General features: G+C 71.1%; 16 protein-coding genes and 2 tRNA genes. 13 read left to right on the top strand and 5 right to left on the bottom strand.

Features of this window, described 5'->3' with window-relative positions; all coding sequences use genetic code 11:
* Positions 1-104 precede the first annotated feature (104 nt).
* Complete coding sequence (gene pepN, locus ABID81_RS03400; RefSeq protein WP_354593424.1) at positions 105-2,645, bottom strand: aminopeptidase N; 2,541 nt, start codon at positions 2,643-2,645, stop codon at positions 105-107.
* 91 nt (positions 2,646-2,736) lie between these two features.
* Between pepN and ABID81_RS03395 the strand changes: the two genes are divergently transcribed.
* The 5 genes from ABID81_RS03395 (at position 2,737) to ABID81_RS03375 (ending at position 7,142) form a co-directional block, all read left to right on the top strand.
* Positions 2,737-3,375 (top strand): mycothiol-dependent nitroreductase Rv2466c family protein, encoded by a 639-nt coding sequence (locus tag ABID81_RS03395; RefSeq protein ID WP_354593423.1) that lies wholly within the window; start codon positions 2,737-2,739, stop codon positions 3,373-3,375.
* A 43-nt stretch (positions 3,376-3,418) separates the two neighbouring features.
* Complete coding sequence (locus ABID81_RS03390; RefSeq protein ID WP_354593422.1) at positions 3,419-3,904, top strand: ribose-5-phosphate isomerase; 486 nt, start codon at positions 3,419-3,421, stop codon at positions 3,902-3,904.
* 130 nt (positions 3,905-4,034) lie between these two features.
* Complete coding sequence (locus ABID81_RS03385; RefSeq protein ID WP_354593421.1) at positions 4,035-5,009, top strand: Fpg/Nei family DNA glycosylase; 975 nt, start codon at positions 4,035-4,037, stop codon at positions 5,007-5,009.
* Between the two features lie 4 nt (positions 5,010-5,013).
* Entirely contained in the window at positions 5,014-5,637 is a 624-nt protein-coding gene (locus tag ABID81_RS03380; RefSeq protein ID WP_354593420.1) for an FMN-binding negative transcriptional regulator, read from the top strand.
* Entirely contained in the window at positions 5,634-7,142 is a 1,509-nt protein-coding gene (locus ABID81_RS03375) for an amidohydrolase (protein WP_354593419.1), read from the top strand. Before ABID81_RS03380 ends, ABID81_RS03375 begins: the two co-directional genes overlap by 4 nt.
* A 69-nt stretch (positions 7,143-7,211) precedes the next feature.
* Here the strand turns inward: ABID81_RS03375 and ABID81_RS03370 are convergent, their stop codons facing one another.
* Complete coding sequence (locus tag ABID81_RS03370) at positions 7,212-7,700, bottom strand: Dps family protein (RefSeq protein ID WP_354593418.1); 489 nt, start codon at positions 7,698-7,700, stop codon at positions 7,212-7,214.
* Positions 7,701-7,894: 194 nt separating this feature from the next.
* On the opposite strand from ABID81_RS03370, the gene ABID81_RS03365 reads away from it, so the two are divergent.
* Together ABID81_RS03365 and ABID81_RS03360 are read left to right on the top strand one after the other, a co-directional pair.
* The gene (locus ABID81_RS03365; protein ID WP_354593417.1) at positions 7,895-9,421 is read left to right on the top strand and encodes a sensor histidine kinase; all 1,527 of its coding nucleotides are present in this window, start codon (positions 7,895-7,897) and stop codon (positions 9,419-9,421) included.
* A gap of 28 nt (positions 9,422-9,449) precedes the next feature.
* Entirely contained in the window at positions 9,450-10,118 is a 669-nt protein-coding gene (locus tag ABID81_RS03360) for a response regulator transcription factor (RefSeq protein WP_354593416.1), read from the top strand.
* Between the two features lie 72 nt (positions 10,119-10,190).
* Here the strand turns inward: ABID81_RS03360 and ABID81_RS03355 are convergent, their stop codons facing one another.
* Complete coding sequence (locus tag ABID81_RS03355; RefSeq protein WP_354593415.1) at positions 10,191-10,964, bottom strand: SGNH/GDSL hydrolase family protein; 774 nt, start codon at positions 10,962-10,964, stop codon at positions 10,191-10,193.
* 232 nt (positions 10,965-11,196) lie between these two features.
* Positions 11,197-11,267: transfer RNA gene (locus tag ABID81_RS03350), tRNA-Gly, on the bottom strand.
* Between the two features lie 152 nt (positions 11,268-11,419).
* On the opposite strand from ABID81_RS03350, the gene ABID81_RS03345 reads away from it, so the two are divergent.
* The 5 genes from ABID81_RS03345 to clpX all read left to right on the top strand — a co-directional run bounded on the left by ABID81_RS03345 (position 11,420) and on the right by clpX (position 15,864).
* Positions 11,420-11,492: transfer RNA gene (locus tag ABID81_RS03345), tRNA-Pro, on the top strand.
* Positions 11,493-11,554: 62 nt separating this feature from the next.
* Entirely contained in the window at positions 11,555-12,877 is a 1,323-nt protein-coding gene (tig, locus tag ABID81_RS03340; protein ID WP_354593414.1) for a trigger factor, read from the top strand.
* Positions 12,878-13,093: 216 nt separating this feature from the next.
* Complete coding sequence (locus tag ABID81_RS03335; protein ID WP_043597035.1) at positions 13,094-13,681, top strand: ATP-dependent Clp protease proteolytic subunit; 588 nt, start codon at positions 13,094-13,096, stop codon at positions 13,679-13,681.
* Positions 13,682-13,720: 39 nt separating this feature from the next.
* Positions 13,721-14,386: an ATP-dependent Clp protease proteolytic subunit gene (locus ABID81_RS03330; RefSeq protein WP_056262509.1), complete on the top strand. Its 666-nt coding sequence runs from the start codon at positions 13,721-13,723 to the stop codon at positions 14,384-14,386.
* Positions 14,387-14,583: 197 nt separating this feature from the next.
* Positions 14,584-15,864 carry an ATP-dependent Clp protease ATP-binding subunit ClpX gene (gene clpX, locus ABID81_RS03325; RefSeq protein WP_354593413.1) on the top strand — a complete coding sequence of 427 codons (1,281 nt, stop codon included), beginning with the start codon at positions 14,584-14,586 and terminating at the stop codon, positions 15,862-15,864.
* A 250-nt stretch (positions 15,865-16,114) separates the two neighbouring features.
* On the opposite strand, the gene ABID81_RS03320 is transcribed toward clpX, so the two are convergent.
* The gene (locus ABID81_RS03320) at positions 16,115-18,142 is read right to left on the bottom strand and encodes a M3 family metallopeptidase (RefSeq protein ID WP_354593412.1); all 2,028 of its coding nucleotides are present in this window, start codon (positions 18,140-18,142) and stop codon (positions 16,115-16,117) included.
* Between the two features lie 34 nt (positions 18,143-18,176).
* Between ABID81_RS03320 and ABID81_RS03315 the strand changes: the two genes are divergently transcribed.
* The gene (locus tag ABID81_RS03315; RefSeq protein WP_354593411.1) at positions 18,177-18,995 is read left to right on the top strand and encodes a methyltransferase domain-containing protein; all 819 of its coding nucleotides are present in this window, start codon (positions 18,177-18,179) and stop codon (positions 18,993-18,995) included.
* The last annotated feature ends 81 nt before the right edge of the window (positions 18,996-19,076 follow it).

Raw genomic sequence — 19,076 nt, 5'->3', positions numbered from 1 at the left:
CGGGCGGCGCACCCGTGAGGCGCCTGGACGCACGGACGGCGGACCCTGTGACAGGGCCCGCCGTCCGCACGGTCCGCCGGGTCGACGGGCGACCGGTGCCGCGACTACTGCCGGTCGACCGCCTGCACGCGCAGTGCCCGCTCGACGCCCGCGACGCTCTCGCTGACGATCCGTCGGAGGGCCGGCGTCTCGGGGTTCGCCTCGAGCCACGCGTACGACGCGTCGACCAGGGCCTGGTCGGCGAGGCCGGCCGGGTACAGCCCCGAGACGAGCGTGTCGGCGATGTGGTAGCTGCGCGACTCCCAGATGCCGGTGAGCGACGCGAAGTAGCGCTCGACGAGCGGCTGCAGGACCGCCGGGTCGTTCGTGTGCTGGAACCCGAGCGTGGTCGCCCGGACGATGGCGTTCGGCTGCTCGGCGCTGTCGACGACCGACGCGAAGGCGGCGAGCTTGCCCTCGGTCGTCGGGATGGTCGCGCGCGCGCGTGCGGCCGCCTGGGCGCCGTTCGCCGTGTTGTCGTCGGCGAGCGCGGCGTCGATCTCGGCCTCGCCGGCTCCGCCGACGAGCACGAGGCCCTCGAGCAGCTGCCAGCGCAGGTCGGTGTCGACGGTGAGGCCGTCGAGGACGCGTGATCCGTCGAGCAGGCCGGCCAGCGCCTCCCGGTGCTCGTCGGTCGAGGCGATCGCCGCGAAGAACGTGACGAACTGGAACTGGGCGTCCGACCCGGCCTCGGCGTTCTGGGCGAGCGCCCAGAGGCCGTCGCCGACCTCGGTGACCGTGGAGGCGCGGCGCGCGGGGGCGACGTAGCTGCGGGCGGTCTGCAGCAGCTGCGAGAGCGTCGTGCGGATGGTCGTCGACTCGGTCTCGGTGGCGATGTTGTCGAGCACCAGGCGGACGTAGTCGGACGGCGAGGTCTCGGCGTCGCGCGTGGCGTCCCAGACCGAGCCCCACACCAGGGCGCGGGCGAGCGGGTTCGAGATCTTCGACAGGTGGGCGATCGCCGTGGCGAGCGAGACCTCGTCGAGGCGGATCTTCGCGTAGGCGAGGTCGTCGTCGTTGATCAGCACGAGGTCGCCGCGCGTCAGGCCGACCAGCTCGGGCACCTCGGTGCGCGTGCCGTCGACGTCGATCTCGACGCGGTCGGTGCGCACCAGGGAGTCGCCCTCGAGGGCGTAGAGGCCGATGGCGAGGCGGTGCGGGCGGATGGTGGGGTGGTCGGCGGGTGCCTCCTGCAGCACGGCGAACGACGTGATGACGCCGTTCTCGTCGACCTCGAGCTCGGGACGCAACGTGTTGACGCCCGCGGTCTCGAGCCACGCCTCGGACCAGCTGGTCAGCTCGCGGCCCGAGGTCGCCTCGAGCTCGACGAGCAGGTCGCTCAGCTCGGTGTTGGAGTGGTGGTGCTTCTTGAAGTACGCCGCGACGCCGGCGTAGAACGCGTCGATGCCGACCCAGGCGACGAGCTGCTTCAGCACCGACCCGCCCTTGGCGTAGGTGATGCCGTCGAAGTTCACCTGGACGTCTTCGAGGTCGGTGATCGTGGCCACGACCGGGTGGGTCGAGGGCAGCTGGTCCTGGCGGTAGGCCCAGCTCTTCTCCATGGCCTGGAAGGTCGTCCACGCCTCGGTCCACTCGGTGGCCTCGGCCGTCGAGATGGTCGACGCCCACTCGGCGAACGACTCGTTGAGCCACAGGTCGTTCCACCACTTCATGGTGACGAGGTCGCCGAACCACATGTGGGCGAGCTCGTGCAGGATCGTGACGACGCGACGCTCCTTGATGGCGTCGGTGACCTTGCTGCGGAAGACGTAGGTCTCGACGAAGGTGACGGCGCCCGCGTTCTCCATCGCACCGGCGTTGAACTCGGGCACGAAGAGCTGGTCGTACTTCTCGAACGGGTACGCGTAGTCGAACTTGTCCTCGTAGTAGGCGAAGCCCTGACGGGTCTTCTCGAAGATGTAGTCGGCGTCGAGGTACGCGGTCAGCGAGCGGCGCGTGAAGATGCCGAGCGGGATGGTGCGGCCGTCGGCGCTGGTGAGGTCGCTGCGGACGACGTCGTACGGGCCCGCCACGATCGCGGTGACGTAGCTCGAGAGCACCGGCGTGGGCGAGAAGGACCAGGTGCCGACCTCGCCGTCGACGACGGGCTCGGGGGTGGTCTGGTTGCTGACGACCTGCCAGCGGGCGGGGGCGGTGACCGTGAACCGGAACGTCGCCTTGAGGTCGGGCTGCTCGAAGACCGCGAAGACGCGGCGGCTGTCGGGCACCTCGAACTGCGAGTAGAGGTAGACCTCGCCGTCGACCGGGTCGACGAAGCGGTGCAGGCCCTCGCCCGTGTTGGTGTACTCGGCGTCGGCGACGACCTCGAGGACGTTCTCGGCCGCCAGGTCGGCGAGCTGGATGCGCACGCCGTCCGACACCGCGTCGACGTCGAGTGCGGTGCCGTTCAGCCTCACCGAGTGGACGGTGCGGGTGAGCGCGTCGATGAAGGTCGAGGCGCCGGGGATGGCGGTGAAGCGCACGGTGGTCGAGCTGCCGAACACCTCGTCGCCGCGGGTCAGGTCGAGGGCGATCTCGTACGACTGCACGTCGACGACGTTCTTGCGCTCCTGCGCTTCGACGCGGGTGAGGTTCTCTCCGGGCACGCTTGCTCCATCCGTCTGGGGTGAGTGGGGGGACTCGTGGTCCGCTGAGAGCCTAGACCGGCTGTACGACACCGGGGTGTTGACTGTGCGCATGACCGACACCACCGCGCCCGCCCCGGCCCCCGCCTCCCACACCGTCGTCGACTTCTGGTTCGACCCCTCGTGCCCCTGGGCCTGGATGACCAGCCGGTGGGTCGACGAGGTCGCGAGGCACCGGGACCTCGACGTCACGTTCCACGTCATGAGCCTCGCGGTGCTCAACGAGGAGAACGACGTCAGCGACGAGTACAAGGCGAACTTCGCGCGCATGCTGCGGTACACGCGACTCGTCACGGCGGCCGGCGAGCTCCACGGCCAGCAGATCGTGAAGCCCCTCTACGACGCGCTCGGCACCCGCATCCACCACGACGGCGAGAAGGACGGCGACGTCGTGATCGCCGGCGCGGTCGCCGAGGTCGGCCTGCCCGCCGACTTCGCGCGCCACGCCGACACCGACGAGTACGACGCGCAGATGCGCGCGAGCCACTTCGACGGCATCGGGCGCGTCGGCCAGGACGTCGGCACGCCCGTGATCGCCGTCGACGGCGTCGCGTTCTTCGGCCCCGTCATCTCGCCCGCACCGAAGGGCGAGGAGGCGCTGCGCCTGTGGGACGGAGTCGTCGCCGTGGCCTCGTACCCCGGCTTCTTCGAGATCAAGCGCACCCGCACGGTCGGGCCGATCTTCGACTGACCGGGGCACGGGGTCGAGGGCGGCCGGGCTTAAGATCGAGACCATGCGCATCCACGTGGCGACCGATCACGCCGGCCTCGACTTCAGCAAGACCGTCATCCAGCACCTCACCGACGCGGGCCACGACGTGACCGACCACGGTCCGACGAGCTACGAGCCGCTCGACGACTACCCGTCGTTCTGCATCGCGGCGGCGCGTGCCACCGTGCGCGACCAGCGTGCCGGTCACGAGGCGCTGGGCGTCGTCTTCGGCGGGTCGGGCAACGGCGAGCAGATCGCCGCGAACAAGGTCGAGGGCATCCGTGCCGCCCTGGTCTGGAACGACTCGACGGCGAAGCTCGCCCGTCAGCACAACGACGCCAACGTCATCGCCATCGGCGCCCGCCAGCACACCGAGGCCGAGGCCCTGGCCTTCATCGACGCCTTCGTCGCCGAGCCGTTCAGCCACGACGAGCGCCACGTCCGCCGCATCGCGCAGGTCAGCGAGTACGAGACCACGGGCGCCATCGCCGGGCACCCGGTCGACTGATCGCCGGGCACCCGGTCGACTGACGACGTAACGTCGAGAGCGGCGAGACCCCGACCGGGGGCTCGCCGCTCCGTCGTCTCCGCCCCCGCGCGCGAGACCGTCACACCGTCCCACCGAGAGAGGTGCCGCCGTGCCCGAGGGCCATTCCGTCCACCGCATCGCCAACCAGTTCCAGCAGAGCTTCGTCGGCCACCGCGTCGAGGTCAGTTCGCCGCAGGGGCGCTTCGCCGCCGGGGCCGAGAGGCTCGACGGCGCCACGATGGTGGACTCGAAGGCCGTCGGCAAGCAGATGTTCCTCGAGTTCGACAACGGGCTCTGGTTGCACGTGCACCTCGGGCTCTACGGCGCCTGGGACTTCGCCGGCGAGATCGCCACGGGCCACTCGATGGCCGAGTCGCGCACGCGCCGGTCGGCCACCCGGAAGGCCGAGGCCGCCCCCGACGACGACGGCGAGCACTCGATGTCGAGCATCGGCGCCCCCCGCAAGACCAGGGTGCGCATGGCCGAGCAGGAGAAGACCGAGGACGACGTCGAGTCGTTCCCGCCCGACCCCGTCGGTCAGGTGCGCGTCCGCCTGCTCACCGACACCGCCGTGGGCGACCTCCGCGGCCCGACGAAGTGCGAGGTGCTCGACGCGGCCGGCGTCGACCTGGCGATCTCGAAGCTCGGCCCCGACCCCCTCGTCGACTCGCCGAAGAAGGGGGCCGACCGCTTCGTGTCCATCGCGGGCAAGAAGCGCACCCCGATCGGCCTGCTGCTGATGGACCAGAGCGTGGTCAGCGGCATCGGCAACATCTACCGCGCCGAGCTGCTGTTCCGAGCACGGCTCGACCCGCACACCCCCGGCAACCAGGTGCCGGAGGACGTGTTGCGCGCCCTCTACAAGGACTGGACGAAGCTGCTCAAGAGCGGTGTCGAGCTCGGCCAGATGATGACGATGGACGGCCTCACGAAGGCCCAGCACGCCAAGGCCCTGCGCAGTCGGGCCGACCGCCATTGGGTGTACCACCGCGAGGGCCTGCCCTGCCGGGTCTGCGGGACGAACATCGTGATGGAGATGGCCGCGGGTCGCAAGCTCTACTGGTGCCCGACCGACCAGACTTGAGTGCATGCGGCACACCCCCACGTTCGTCCTGTCCGACGTCGACGAGGTCAAGCGGCTGGTCCGTGAGAACCCGTGGGCCACGATCGTCTCGCACACGGCCGCGGGGCTCGTCGCCTCGCACTACCCCGTCGTTCTCGAGGAGGACGCCGCCGACCCCGACGCGATCGTGCTCGTCAGCCACGTCGGCCGCCCCGACGAGCGCTCGCACGAGCTGGGCGAGCACGAGGTCATGGTCATCGTCCAGGGCCCGCACGGTTACGTCTCGCCCGGCTGGTACCCCGCCGAGCAGATCATCCCGACCTGGAACCACGTCACCGCGCACCTCTGGGGCACCCCCGAGATCCTCTCGGACGACGAGAACTTCCGCGTGCTGGGCGAGCTCGTCGACCACTTCGAGCGCGTCATGCCCGAGCCGTCGACGCTCACCCTCGACGAGGCGGGTTCGCGCCGGGTCGCGAAGGGCACCGTCGGCATCCGCCTGCGCGTGACCCGGTTCGACGCCCGCGCCAAGCTCAGCCAGAACAAGGCGCCCGAGGTCGTCGACCGCATCGTCGACGAGCTCGAGCACGGCGAGCACTACGCGCAGCCCGCGCTCGCCGCCGAGATGCGCCGGGTGCGCGACCGATGACGGTCGTCGGCGCCCCCGGAGGCGAGGAGGCGCGGCGCACGCTCCTGCGCGACGTCCGCCTGGTCGGTGGCGGGCCCGCCCCCGTGGACGCCCTGCTCGACGGTGGCCGGGTCGTCGCGCTCGCGTCCGGCCTCGCCCCCGACGGTGCCGAGGTGCACGACCTCGACGGCCGCTGGCTCGCCCCCGGCCTGTGGGACTCGCACGTGCACATGGACCAGTGGGCGCTCGTCCGTCGCCGCCTCGACCTGTCGGGGGCGCGCTCCGCCGCCGAGGCGGCGACGCTCGTGGGGGAGCGGCTGCGGTCCCGACCGGTCGAGGCGGGGTCGAGCCTGGTCGGCTACGGCTTCCAGGACGCGCTCTGGCCCGACGCCCCGAGCCGGGCGCTGCTCGACTCGGTGGCCGGCGACGTGCCGGTCGTCCTGGTCAGCAACGACCTGCACTCCGTCTGGCTCGACTCGGCCGCTCTCGCCCGGCACGGTCACGCCGACCACCCGACGGGCCTGCTTCGCGAGCAGCCGGCCTTCGACGTCAGCGCCGCGGTGAGCGTCGTCCCCGACGACCTGCTCGACTCGTGGGTCGACGAGGCCGTCGACGCGGCCGCCGCCCGAGGGGTCGTCGGCGTCGTCGACCTCGAGATGACGCTGGGCCTCGACCGCTGGGCGCGACGGGTGGCCGGCGGGACGCGCGGGCTGCGCATCCGTGCCGGGGTGTACCCGCGCGGTCTCGACACCGTCGTCGCCCGGGGCCTGCGAACCGGAGACGTCGTCCCCGGCACCGACGGCCTCGTGACGACGGGGCCGTTCAAGATCATCACCGACGGCTCCCTCGGCACCCGCACCGCGTGGTGCCACGACCCGTACCCCGGGCTCGAGGGCGACCCCGCGGCCCGGGGGCTGCGCATCTACGAGACCGACGAACTCGTCGGGTGGCTGCGCCGCGCCTCCTCGGCCGGGCTGGTGCCGGCCGTGCACGCCATCGGGGACGCCGCCAACGCCCAGGCCCTCGACGCCTTCGAGCAGGTCGGCTGCGCCGGCAGCATCGAGCACGCCCAGCTGCTCGACGCACGAGACGTCGAACGCTTCGCCCGCCTCGGCGTCGTGGCCAGCGTCCAACCCGAGCACGCCATGGACGACCGCGACGTGGCCGACCGGTACTGGGCGGGCCGCACCGGGCGCGCGTTCGCCTTCGAGAGCCTGGTCGCGGCCGGCGTCCGGCTGCAGCTCGGGTCGGACGCCCCCGTGGCACCGCTCGACCCGTGGGTGGCGATGGCCGCGGCGGTCTCCCGCTCGCGTGACGGGCGCGAGCCGTGGCACCCCGAACAGCGCGTGGTCGCCTCGGCGGCGCTCGCCGCGTCGACCGGCGGTCGGTCGACGGTCGAGGTGGACTCGGTCGCCGACCTCGTCGTCACCGAGCTCGACCCGCTCGCCGCGTCCGACGTCGAGCTGAGGGGCATGCCCGTCTCGGGCACGCTGCTCGGCGGCCGCTGGACCCACGCCGACCTCTGACCCGGGGACCCGACGGCGAAGGCCGCCACCCCGTGCAGGGTGGCGGCCTTCGTCCGTCTGGCGGGTGGCTCAGCCGGCGACGTGCGCGGCGAGGAACCAGCGGTCCTTCTCGAGGCCGCGCGAGATCTCGATGGCGACGTCCTGGCTCGAGGCGTCGAGTTCGCCGAGCTCGTCGATGGCCTCGCGGACGGCGACGAGCGAGGCGTCGATCTGGGCGACCAGCTCGGCGACGGTGACGTCGATCTGGTTGAAGCCGGGCGAGGTCGGGGGGATGACGGTCTTCGCGGCGACGGTCTCGATGCGGCCGTCGACGGGCAGGCCGAGGGCGACGACGCGCTCGGCGGCGAGGTCGGCCCATTCGCGGGCGTGGTCGACGACCACGTCGATGAGTTCGTGGACGGCGACGAACGCGATGCCGCGCACGTGCCAGTGGGCCTGCTTGCCGTTGACCGACAGCGCCGTCATGTCGGTGACGATCTGGCTGAGGAACTGGGCGACGCCGGCGGCGACGTCGGGGTCGACGGAACCCTGGGGGACGGTGCGGGTGATGTCGGTCATGACGTGGTCCTTTCCTAGACGATGAGGCAACGCTAGACGCCTGTGAGGATTCCGCAAGCAAGCTGAGGCTCGGCTCACCAAGGACAGGCTCACCTCACGTCTCGCCGCCCCAGGGCCGGGGTGGGGATAACCCCACCGTCGTTCCGGGCGCTGGCACCATGGGGTCGACGCGTCGGGCCGACCAGGCTCGAAGCATGATCCAGGAGACCCCCATCACCGCCGCGAACCCCTACCTCTCACCACCGTCCCGCCCCGGCGGGTACCGACGACGCTGGCGCGAGCTGCCGCGAGAGCTCGGCTACGTCGCGCTCTCGGCCGTCCTCGTCGTCATCGTCTCGGCGGCGGCCTCGCTGTTCCTGCACGCGGTCAACGGATCGAGCGACTCGCTGGGGACGCTCGTGTTCCTCGCCGTCGTCGTGTTCGGCGCCCTCTGGGTAGCCCGCTGGTTCGGCACCTTCGAGGTGCTGCGTCTGCGGTGGGCGAGCGACCGGCCGATCCGACCGGTCGACTGGACGCCGAACACCGCCTGGGGGCGGTCGACGAACCGCTTCGTGCGGGCCGTCTCGGTCTTCGCCAACCCGCACTACTGGCTGTACCTGCTCTACGGGGTCGTGGTCTTCCCGATCGTGGCGGGGTTCAGCACGTTCGTGCTGGTGTCGCTGCTGGCCGGCCCGATCGTGTTCGTCGTCGGGGCGTCCCTGCTCTTCGGCATCGTGCCCTCGATCCAGCCCGGCGACTGGATCTCGTTCGTGGGCAACGGGGCCGGCGTGGCCCTGACGCTCATCGCACTGGCGCTCTTCGCCGGCGTCGTCCTCCTCTACCCGTACGTCGTCCACGCCGCCGTCGTCATGCACCAGGCGATCGCCGCCGCCATGCTCGGCGGGTTCCGCAGTGAACAGCTCGAGGTCGAGCTCGCCGACCGCGAGATCTCGCGCACGGCCGCCCTCTCCGCCGAGGGCACGGCTCTCCGACGCCTCGAGCGCGACATCCACGACGGGCCGCAGCAGCGCCTGGTGCGCCTCCAGATGGACCTCGCCGCGGCCTCCCGCGTCGTCGACGCCGACCCCGAGAAGGGCAAGGCCCTCATCGAGGAGGCGCGGGCGCAGTCGCGCGAGGCCCTCGAGGAGTTGCGCGCCCTGTCCCGCGGCTTCGCGCCTCCGTTGCTCCTCGACCGCGGCCTCGTCGCGGCCCTCGAGTCGCTCGTCGACCGCTCGGTCGTGCCGACGACCCTGCTCGACCGGGTGCCCGCGCACGTGGTCGTGCCGAGCGACATCGAGCGCAACGCCTACTTCATCGCCTCCGAGCTGGTGACGAACACGGGCAAGCACGCCCAGGCCGCGAGTGCCGACCTCGTGCTGCGCACGCGGCAGGCGCCGGACGGCGTCGGCACCCTGCTCGAGCTCGTCGTCACCGACGACGGCCGGGGCGGCGCGGGGCTCCGCGACGGACACGGTCTCGCCGGCGTGCAAGAGCGCCTCGTGGGGCTCGGCGGGTTCCTCGACATCAGCAGCCCGCAGGGCGGGCCCACCATCGTCACGGTGAGCATCCCGATGGCGGTCGACGTGCCGAGCAGCCTCACGCTGCCCCTGCCGACCGAGCCGCTGCCGCCGTTCTCGGCGACGGCCGTCACCGAGCCGCTGCCCGACGGCCCGCTCGACCCGCCCGCGACGCTTCCGGGCGGTCCACTGGACCCGCCCGCCGGGCCGGCCCCTCGGTCGTAGACCCCCGGCCCGCCCCTAGTCTGGTCGGGTGAGTCTCCAGAGCCCCTCCCGTCAGCCGCTCCGCGTCGTCGTCGCCGACGACTCGGTGCTGCTGCGGGAGGGGCTCGTCCGGTTGCTCGACGAGATCGGGGTCGAGGTCGTCGGGGCGTACGGCGACGCCGACTCGCTGCTGGCCGACCTCGCCGAGGTGAGACCCGACATCGCCGTGCTCGACGTGCGCATGCCCCCGACCCACACCGACGAAGGCGTCCGGGCCGCGATCGAGGCCCGTCGCCGACGACCCGACCTCGGCATCCTGCTGCTGTCGCAGTACGTCGAGGTGGCGTACGCACGCGACCTGCTGGAGGCCGGCTCGGGCGGGGTCGGTTACCTGCTGAAGGACCGCATCGCCTCGATCGACGAGTTCCGTGACGCGCTCGCGCGGGTCTCCGACGGCGGGACGGTCCTCGACCCCCAGGTCGTGTCGCAGTTGCTCGGTCGACGCAGCGACCCGCTCGCGGCGCTCACCCCGCGCGAGCGCGAGGTGCTGACCCTCATGGCCGAGGGGCGGACGAACGCCGCCATCGCGGCCGAACTGGTGATCGGCACCGGGGCGGTCGAGAAGAACGTGACCTCGATCTTCCAGAAGCTGTTGCTCGAGGACAGCGGCAGCGACCACCGCCGCGTGTTGGCCGTCCTCGCGTTCCTGCAGCGCTGAGCCCACGGGTCGACGCACGGGTGCGACCACCGCGCGCCGTCCTCACGACGCCACCCGCGCCTCCTCGGGGCGTCAGCTGCCCGACTGCGAGCCGTCGGCGTCCGGGTCGGTGGGGGAGTCGGCCTGCGGGGCGCCGGCACGCGCGCCCGCGACGTCGAGGACGACGTCGCGCAGTTCGTGGCCGATGGTCTCGTAGCCGGCCGTCGTCGGGTGGATGCCGTCGAGGCTCGTGCCGGGTGCGTAAACCTCGCCGGCCCGGGCGAAGCCCCACGGATCGGTGAACGTCCACCCCTCGTCGACGACGTAGCGCTCGAGTTCGGCCTCGTACCGCGCGGCGGCGGCCGGGTCGCGGTCGTACGGCGGGATGGCCGCGACGACGACGTGCTTCGGTCGGATGGTGTCGACGATCGCGTCGTACGACGCCGCGGACTCGGCGAATCCCAGCCCGAGCCGCACGTCGTTGGTGCCGGACATGAGCACGAGGACGTCGACGTCGGCGACGGGCCGGACGGCGGCGGCCTGTTCTTGCACGGTGGACCCGCCCTTGGCGTAGCCCCCGACGTAGTCGACGCCGTCGCCCTGCGCGTAGGTCATCCAGGTGTCGGCGGTCAGCCCGTCGCTCAGCAGGCGACCTCCGCCTGCGGTCAACGAGTCGCCGACGACGGCGACGCGCACGCCGCCCGAGGCGGACGCCACGGCCCTGCCGGGTGCGGCGGCGGCCTGCACCGTCGTCGACCCGGACCCGGAGGCGCCGGTCGCGTGGGTCGTGGGGGCGGCGCACCCGGCCGCGAGGGTGGTCACGATCGCACCCGTCAGTGCGATCCGTGCGAGCGTCGCGTGTCTCATACGGTCATCTTGGGCCACGCCGCGTCGCGAGAAATCATCCCGCAGCAGGAGTTCTCGATGAACCCGCCGCGAGCCACCTGAGTGCCCCGAGCAGCGCCGGGCGCCCGCGGGAGAGGAGCGGAGCACGTTCGTCCACGGCACCTCCGGCGCCGGACGCCTCCGTGCAAGTAGCAGCCGAGATTCATACACGGCGCCCCCCGGCGCCGGACGCCGGAGGCGTCGAACAAACACGAGGGGATGACGGGAATCGAACCCGCGTGATCAGTTTGGAAGACTGAGGCTCTACCATTGAGCTACATCCCCGTGAGCGGCCTGGCCGCACGGGTGAGACAAGCATAAGGCATCGGTCGAGGTCGCTCCGTCACGGGCCCCCGGCGTCGGCTAGACTCGACGCGGCCTTCACGCACCCGACCTCAACGGGGACCACGTGTGGCGGCCGGTTCCAGGCTGAATCACGGGGCGTAGCGTAGTGGCTAGCGCGTCCGTTTTGGGGGCGGAAGATCGCAGGTTCGAGTCCTGTCGCCCCGACGATCGTCTACCTGCTGTCTCGGATGTGAGATCAGCGCCACCAACACAGGAGAAGCCCCACATTGGTCCAGACCACGGTTGAGAAGCTCAGCCCCACGCGCGTCAAGCTCAACATCGTCGTCACCCCCGACGAGCTCAAGCCCAGCGTCACGCACGCCTACGGTCACATCGCCGAGTCGGTCAACATCCCCGGGTTCCGCAAGGGCAAGGTGCCGCCGCCCATCATCGACCAGCGGGTCGGTCGTGAAGAGGTGCTCAACCACGCCGTCAGCGAGAGCCTCGACAAGTTCTACCGCGAGGCCGTGACCGAGACCGAGATCCGCGTCCTCGGCCGTCCCGAGGCCGACGTGGTCGAGTGGCCGGACGTCAAGGACTTCTCGGGCGACCTGAAGATCGCCGTCGAGGTCGACGTGCGTCCCGACTTCGACCTGCCCGACTACGACGGCCTCGAGCTGACGGTCGACACGGTCGACGTCACCGACGACGAGATCGCCGAAGAGCTCACGAACCTGCGCACCCGTTTCGGCACGCTGGTCACCGTCGACCGTCCGGCCACCTCGGGTGACTTCGCGCAGATCGACCTGACCGCCACCATCGGCGACGACGTCGTCGACACGGCCAAGGGCATCTCGTACGAGCTGGGTTCGGGCGAGCTGATCGAGGGCATCGACGAGGCCCTCGAGTCGCTGACCGCCGGTGAGAGCACCACGTTCGAGTCGAAGCTGCTCGGCGGTGACCGCGAGGGCGAGACCGCCCTCATCGCGGTCGACGTCACGGCCGTCAAGGAGCGCGAGCTGCCCGAGGCCGACGACGACTTCGCCCAGATCGCCAGCCAGTTCGACACCATCGACGAGCTCAAGGGCGACCTGAAAGAGCAGCTCGCCAAGTCGAAGACCTTCGGTCAGGGCGCGCAGGCGCGTGACCAGGTCGTCGAGAAGCTGCTCGAGTCCGTCGAGATCCCCGTCCCCGAGAAGCTCGTCGAGGACGAGGTGCACCGTCACCTCGAGCAGGAGAACCGCCTCGAGGACGACGAGCACCGTGCCGAGGTGAAGGAGAGCAGTGAGAAGGCCTTCCGCAACCAGATCCTCCTCGACGCCATCGCCGAGAAAGAGGCCGTCAAGGTCGAGCAGGACGAACTGACGCAGTACCTGATCCAGGGCGCCGCGCAGTACGGCATGGAGCCCGGCGAGTTCATCAAGGTCCTCGACCAGAACGGCCAGATCCCCGCCATGGTCGGCGAGGTCGCGCGTAGCAAGGCCCTCGCGGTCGTGCTCAGCAAGGCGAAGGTCGTCGACGGCGAGGGCGCCCCGGTCGACCTGTCCGCCTTCACCGCCACCGCGGGCGTCGGTGACGACGACGACCATGAGGGTCACGACCACGCGTAGTCGACGGGGTCGGGTCGTGTGACCCGTCACGTCGAGAGGGCCGGGTGCGGATGCGCACCCGGCCCTCCGTCGTCTGCGACGCCGCGCCTCCCGGGGCGTCTGGCGTGGCCCCGGAGGGCCCGGGAGGCGCGGTATCTGCCGTGGGCGAACAGCCCGGAACCCGCGCGTCGGCTCCGATAGATTCGACGACAAGCGACAACGAATGGGAGCTCCACCATGGCCGACGTGACACTGCCCAACAGTGTTTTTGACCGACTGCTCAAAGACCGGATCATCTGGCTCGGCTCTGAGGTCCGCGACGAGAACGCCAACGAGATCGCCGCGAAACTGCTGCTGCTCGCTGCGGAAGACAGCGAGAAGGACATCTACCTCTACATCAACTCGCCCGGCGGGTCGATCACGGCGGGCATGGCGATCTACGACGCCATGGAGTTCGTGCCGAACGACATCGTCACGGTCGGCATCGGCATGGCCGCGTCGATGGGTCAGCTGCTGCTGACCGCCGGCACGAAGGGCAAGCGGTACATCACGCCGAACGCGCGCGTCCTGCTGCACCAGCCGCACGGTGGGTTCGGCGGCACGTCGTCCGACATCCAGACGCAGGCCCAGCTGATCCTGTCGATGAAGCGTCGACTGGCCGAGATCACGGCGGCACAGACGGGCAAGACCGTCGAGCAGATCAACGAGGACGGCGACCGCGACCGCTGGTTCACCGCCGAAGAGGCCCTCGAGTACGGCTTCGTCGACCACATCCGCGGGTCGGCCACCGACGTCGTCGGCGGTGCCGGCACCGACCAGGCCTAGGCCTCCGCCCCTTCGTCAGAACGAGAAAGAGAAGAACTCATGGAACTCCCGATGATGGGTGGCGCGGGTCGAGTGCAGACCCCCGACTCCCGGTACATCCTGCCCAGCTTCGAAGAGCGCACGGCCTACGGCTACAAGCGCCAGGACCCCTACGCCAAGCTGTTCGAAGACCGCATCGTCTTCCTCGGCGTGCAGGTCGACGACGCCTCGGCGGACGACATCATGGCCCAGCTGCTCGTGCTCGAGAGCATGGACCCCGACCGCGACATCACGCTCTACATCAACTCTCCGGGTGGCTCGTTCACGGCCATGACGGCCATCTACGACACGATGCAGTACATCCGTCCCGAGATCCAGACGGTCTGCCTCGGTCAGGCGGCCTCGGCCGCGGCCGTGCTGCTCGCCGCCGGGCAGCCCGGCAAGCGCCTCGCGCTGCCGAACGCCCGCGTGCTGATCCACCAGCCCGCGACCGGTGGCAGCAGCGGTGGCCAGGCCTCCGACATCGAGATCCAGGCCGCCGAGGTGCTCCGCATGCGCACCTGGCTCGAAGAGACGCTGTCGAAGCACTCGAACAAGACGCCCGAGCAGGTCAACCGCGACATCGAGCGTGACAACATCCTCGGTGCGCAGGAGGCCCTCGAGTACGGCCTGGTCGACCAGGTCCTCGGTTCCCGCAAGAACCAGCCGGCCGCCCTCACGCGCTGACCACCGCATGACCACGAAGGCCCCGGGCGCCAGCCCGGGGCCTTCGTCGTGCCGACCGTCCGTCGCACGACCGGCGGGGCGCGGCGGATGTGCGCGAACCACCCGGGTCGGTCCGTGGGCGTCGGTGGTTCGGGTTAGGCTCGTGGACACGACGACCGGTCCCGGTCGATGACCTCAGCCAACCAGGGAGGCCGAGCATGGCGCGCATAGGTGAGAGTGCCGATCTGCTCAAATGCTCGTTCTGCGGCAAGAGCCAGAAGCAGGTCCAGCAGTTGATCGCCGGTCCGGGCGTCTACATCTGCGACGAGTGCGTCGAGCTCTGCAACGAGATCATCGAAGAGCGCCTCGCCGAGGCGGGTGACGAGCCCACGAGCGAGTTCGACCTGCCCAAGCCGCGCGAGATCTACTCGTTCCTCGAAGAGTACGTGATCGGTCAGGACGCCGCGAAGCGCGCCCTGTCGGTGGCCGTCTACAACCACTACAAGCGCATCCGTGCCGCGTCGACCCTCACGGCCGCCGAGTCGCTGGCCGACGAGGTCGAGATCTCGAAGTCGAACATCCTGCTGATCGGCCCCACGGGCTGCGGCAAGACGTATCTCGCGCAGACCCTGGCGAAGCGGCTCAACGTGCCCTTCGCCGTGGCCGACGCCACGGCACTGACCGAGGCCGGCTACGTCGGCGAAGACGTCGAGAACATCCTGCTGAAGCTGATCCAGGCCGCCGACTACGACGTCAAGCGTGCCGAGACCGGCATCATCTACATCGACGAGATCGACAAGATCGCGCGCAAGGCCGAGAACCCGTCCATCACCCGTGACGTCTCGGGCGAGGGCGTGCAGCAGGCGCTGCTCAAGATCCTCGAGGGGACGGTCGCCTCGGTGCCGCCGCAGGGTGGCCGCAAGCACCCCCACCAGGAGTTCATCCAGGTCGACACGACGAACGTGCTCTTCATCGTCGCCGGGGCGTTCGCCGGGCTCGAGGACATCATCTCGAACCGCGCGGGCAAGCGCGGCATCGGCTTCGGTGCCCCGCTGCACACCAAAGAAGACGAGGCGGCCCTGTTCAGCGAGGTCCTGCCCGAAGACCTGCACAAGTTCGGGCTGATCCCCGAGTTCATCGGGCGTCTCCCCGTCGTCACCACGGTCACGCAGCTCGACCAGCCCGCACTGATGCAGATCCTCACCGAGCCGAAGAACGCGCTCGTGCGCCAGTACCAGCGCATGTTCGAGATCGACGGGGTCGAGCTCGAGTTCGACCGCGGTGCCCTCGAGGCCATCGCCGACCTCGCGGTCCTGCGGCAGACGGGTGCCCGCGGGCTCCGTGCCATCCTCGAAGAGGTGCTGGGGCCGATCATGTTCGACGTCCCCTCCGACGAGACGGTCGGGCGCGTGGTCGTCACCCGCGCCTCCGTCCTCGAGAACGCCGCGCCGACCATCGTCCCGCGGCTCGTCGAGCACCGCACCGAGAAGTCCGCCTGACACCGGCTCGCAAGCTGCACGGCACGACGAACGCCCCCGCTCCTTGAGTGGGGGCATTCGCCGTCCCGAGGGCGCGTCCTGGTGTGCGAGGCCTGGATTCGTGCAGCGGCGGACCGGGCGCCACGACACCGCGTTTCGTGCATGGCACCCCGACTAGTCCGGGTGCCATGCACGAAACGCGGTGCGGTGCGGTGCGATGCGCGCCGAACCTGAACCTGAGCCCGAGCAGCAGCCCGCAGCCAGCCCGCCGTCAGGCGAGCCCGCGGCGGGCGAGCAGCGGCTCGACCCGGGCGTCGCGCCCGCGGAAGTCGCGGTAGGCCTCGAGGGGGTCCTTCGAGCCGCCGACGCCGAGCAGGCGCGACCGGAAACGGTCGCCGTTCTCGCGCACGAGCCCGCCGTTCTGCTCGAACCACTCGACGGTGTCGGCGTCGAGCACCTCGCTCCAGATGTACGAGTAGTAGCCGGCGTCGTAGCCCCCGGCGAAGGTGTGGGCGAAGTAGGTGCTCGAGTAGCGGGTGGGGACCGACGCGAGGTCGAGGCCGACCGCGGCCAGCGCCTCCTGCTCGAAGGCCTCGACGTCGGTGACGGCCGCCGCCTCGGCCGCCGACAGCGCGTGCCAGGCCTGGTCGAGCAGGGCGGCGGCGAGGTACTCGCTCGTCTCGAAGCCCTGGTTGAAGTCCTGCGAGGCGAGGAGGGCGTCGACGAGGTGCCGGGGCAGCCGCTCGCCGGTCTCGTGGTGGACGGCGTAGTGGGCCAGCACCTCGGGCCAGAGCATCCACATCTCGTTCACCTGGCTCGGGAACTCCACGAAGTCGCGGAAGACGTTGGTGCCCGAGAAGGACGGGTAGGTGACCCGGGCGACCAGCCCGTGCAGTGCGTGCCCGAACTCGTGGAAGAACGTGGTGACCTCGTCGAGCGTCAGCAGGGTCGGCCGGCCGGCCGACGGCTTCGGCACGTTCAGGTTGTTGACCACGACGGTCGGCAGGCCGGTCAGGGACGACTGCGAGACGAGCGGGTTCATCCAGGCACCGCCGCGCTTGCTGTCGCGCGTGTACAGGTCGAGCACGTAGAGGCCGACCTCGCCGCCGTCCGCGTCGGTGACCTCGAAGACGCGGGCTTCGGGGTGGTAGCCGACGAGGTCGCGGCGTTCGGCGAAATGCAGGCCGTACAGCGACTCCGCCGCGAAGAAGACGCCGTCGTGCAGCACGCGCTCGGCCTCGAAGTACGGGCGCATCGCCGCGGTGTCGACGTCGTGTTCGTCGGCGCGGACGCGCTCGGTGTAGAAAGCCCAGTCCGAGGCGCGGACCGGTCGGCCGGCGACGCGTTCGAGCGCGGCCTGCTCTGCACGGGCGTTGCGGGCCGCCGGCGGCGCGAGGCGGCCGAGCAGGTCGGCCACCGCCTCGGGGGTGCCGGCGGTCTCGCCCGCGGTGACGTAGGCGGCGTGCGAGGCGAAGCCGAGCAGCTCGGCACGCTCGGCCCGCAGGCGGGCGATCTCGAGCACGAGGCCGCGGTTGTCGTGGTCGCCGCCGCGGCGTCCGCGGGACAGCGAGGCCTGCATGATGCGCTCGCGCAGCGACTCGCTCGTCAGGCTCGCCAGGTACGGGTGGCCGCTGAACAGCACGAGGGTGATGACGTACCGGCCGTCGAGCCCCCGCTCGCGCGCGGCCTCGGCGGCCGCGTCGATAGCCCCCTGGTCGAGGCCGTCGAGCTCGGCGACGTCGTCGACCACGACGGCGAGGTCGTTCGTGTCGGCCAGCAGGTTCTTCTCGAAGCGGGTGGTCAGGGTCGAGAGCCTGCCGTTGAGCTCGCGGAGGCGCCCCTTCTCGTCGTCGCCGAGCGCGGCACCCGAGCGGGTCGCCTCGTCGACGAGTCGTTCGACCAGGTAGCGCTGCTCGGCGGTCAGGTCGAGGTCGTCACGGTGCTCGTGGACGGCGCGCAGCCGGGCGAACAGGCGCGGGTCGAGGCGGATGGCGTCGGCGTGGGCCGCCAGCCTGGGGGCGAGGTCGAGCTCGAGGGCGTCGGTCGCCTCGGTCGAGTCGGACGAGGTCTTGTTGAAGAACACGTGCTCGACCCGGGTCAGCGTGGCTCCGCTGCGCTCGAGGGCGGCGACGGTGTTCTCGAAGGTCGGCTCGGCCGGGTCGGTGGCGATCCGCTCGACCTCGGCCAGCTGCTCGGCGAATCCGGCCTCGAACGCCGGGCCGTAGTCGTCGTCGGTGATGTCCGCGAACGGCGGCAGCGAGTACGGCAGCGTGCTGGGGGTGAGGAACGGGTTCGTCATCAGCCCACCCTAGGAGGCGCGCTAGGGTCGCGACATGAGCGACCGCCCCGAGACGCCCGCCCGTTACACCCACGGCCACCACGAGAGCGTGCTGCGCAGCCACTCGTGGCGCACGGTCGAGAACTCGGCCGCGTACCTCGAGCCGCACCTGGTGCCCGGCGTGAGCGTGCTCGACGTCGGCTCGGGCCCCGGCACCATCACCGTCGACATCGCCGGACGCGTCGCCCCGGGGCGGGTGGTCGGCGTCGACGCTGCCGCCGGCATCGTCGAGCAGGCGACGGCCCTCGCGGTCCGGTCCGGCCTGCACAACGTCCGCTTCGAGACGGCCGACCTCTTCGCGCTGCCCTTCGACGACGACGCGTTCGACGTCGTGCACGCGCACCAGGTGCTGCAGCACGTCGGCGACCCGGTCGCGGCCCTCCGCGAGATGCGCCGGGTGACCCGGCCCGGGGGAGTCGTGGCCGTCCGCGACGTCGACTACCACGGCTGCGTCTGGGCTCCCGAGAACCGAGGTCTCGATCGCTGGATGACCGTCTACCAGGCGGTGCACCGGGGCAACGGCGGTGAACCCGACGCGGGGAGGCGCCTCAAGGGCTGGGCGCTCGAGGCGGGCTTCGTCGACGTGGCGAGCAGCGCCTCCGTGTGGTGCTTCGCCTCGGACGAGGACCGCACCTGGTGGGGCGACAGCTGGGCGGCCCGGGCGACGGAGTCGGCGTTCCACGCCGACGCGATCGAGAAGGGCGCCGCCACCGACGGCGAGCTGCACGCGATCGCCGACGCCTGGCGCGCCTGGAGCGACGCCCCCGACGGCTGGCTGATCATGCCCCACGGTGAGGTGCTCGCCCGCGCCTGAGGGACGGCACGCCCCGCACGACGCGACGTGCCGCCCGCCTGGCGAGGCGGACGGCACGTCGTGGCGTCGAGAGGCGGCTGG

The sequence above is a fragment of the Frigoribacterium sp. PvP054 genome (assembly GCF_040547465.1).
In the GTDB taxonomy this organism is placed as follows: domain Bacteria; phylum Actinomycetota; class Actinomycetes; order Actinomycetales; family Microbacteriaceae; genus Frigoribacterium.
The sequence above is the reverse complement of the archived record's forward strand: the minus strand, read 5'-3'. Positions and strand labels throughout refer to the sequence as shown.

Bases quoted from the DNA above. Each gene is read 5' to 3' on its own strand.
- ABID81_RS03315 (WP_354593411.1), top strand. From the start codon at position 18,177: ATGAGCGACCGCCCCGAGACGCCCGCCCGTTACACCCACGGCCACCAC.
- ABID81_RS03390 (WP_354593422.1), top strand. From the start codon at position 3,419: ATGCGCATCCACGTGGCGACCGATCACGCCGGCCTCGACTTCAGCAAG.
- ABID81_RS03370 (WP_354593418.1), bottom strand. From the start codon at position 7,700: ATGACCGACATCACCCGCACCGTCCCCCAGGGTTCCGTCGACCCCGAC.
- ABID81_RS03375 (WP_354593419.1), top strand. From the start codon at position 5,634: ATGACGGTCGTCGGCGCCCCCGGAGGCGAGGAGGCGCGGCGCACGCTC.
- clpX (WP_354593413.1), top strand. From the start codon at position 14,584: ATGGCGCGCATAGGTGAGAGTGCCGATCTGCTCAAATGCTCGTTCTGC.
- ABID81_RS03330 (WP_056262509.1), top strand. From the start codon at position 13,721: ATGGAACTCCCGATGATGGGTGGCGCGGGTCGAGTGCAGACCCCCGAC.
- ABID81_RS03355 (WP_354593415.1), bottom strand. From the start codon at position 10,964: ATGAGACACGCGACGCTCGCACGGATCGCACTGACGGGTGCGATCGTG.
- ABID81_RS03335 (WP_043597035.1), top strand. From the start codon at position 13,094: ATGGCCGACGTGACACTGCCCAACAGTGTTTTTGACCGACTGCTCAAA.
- ABID81_RS03365 (WP_354593417.1), top strand. From the start codon at position 7,895: ATGATCCAGGAGACCCCCATCACCGCCGCGAACCCCTACCTCTCACCA.
- ABID81_RS03320 (WP_354593412.1), bottom strand. From the start codon at position 18,142: ATGACGAACCCGTTCCTCACCCCCAGCACGCTGCCGTACTCGCTGCCG.
- ABID81_RS03380 (WP_354593420.1), top strand. From the start codon at position 5,014: ATGCGGCACACCCCCACGTTCGTCCTGTCCGACGTCGACGAGGTCAAG.
- ABID81_RS03395 (WP_354593423.1), top strand. From the start codon at position 2,737: ATGACCGACACCACCGCGCCCGCCCCGGCCCCCGCCTCCCACACCGTC.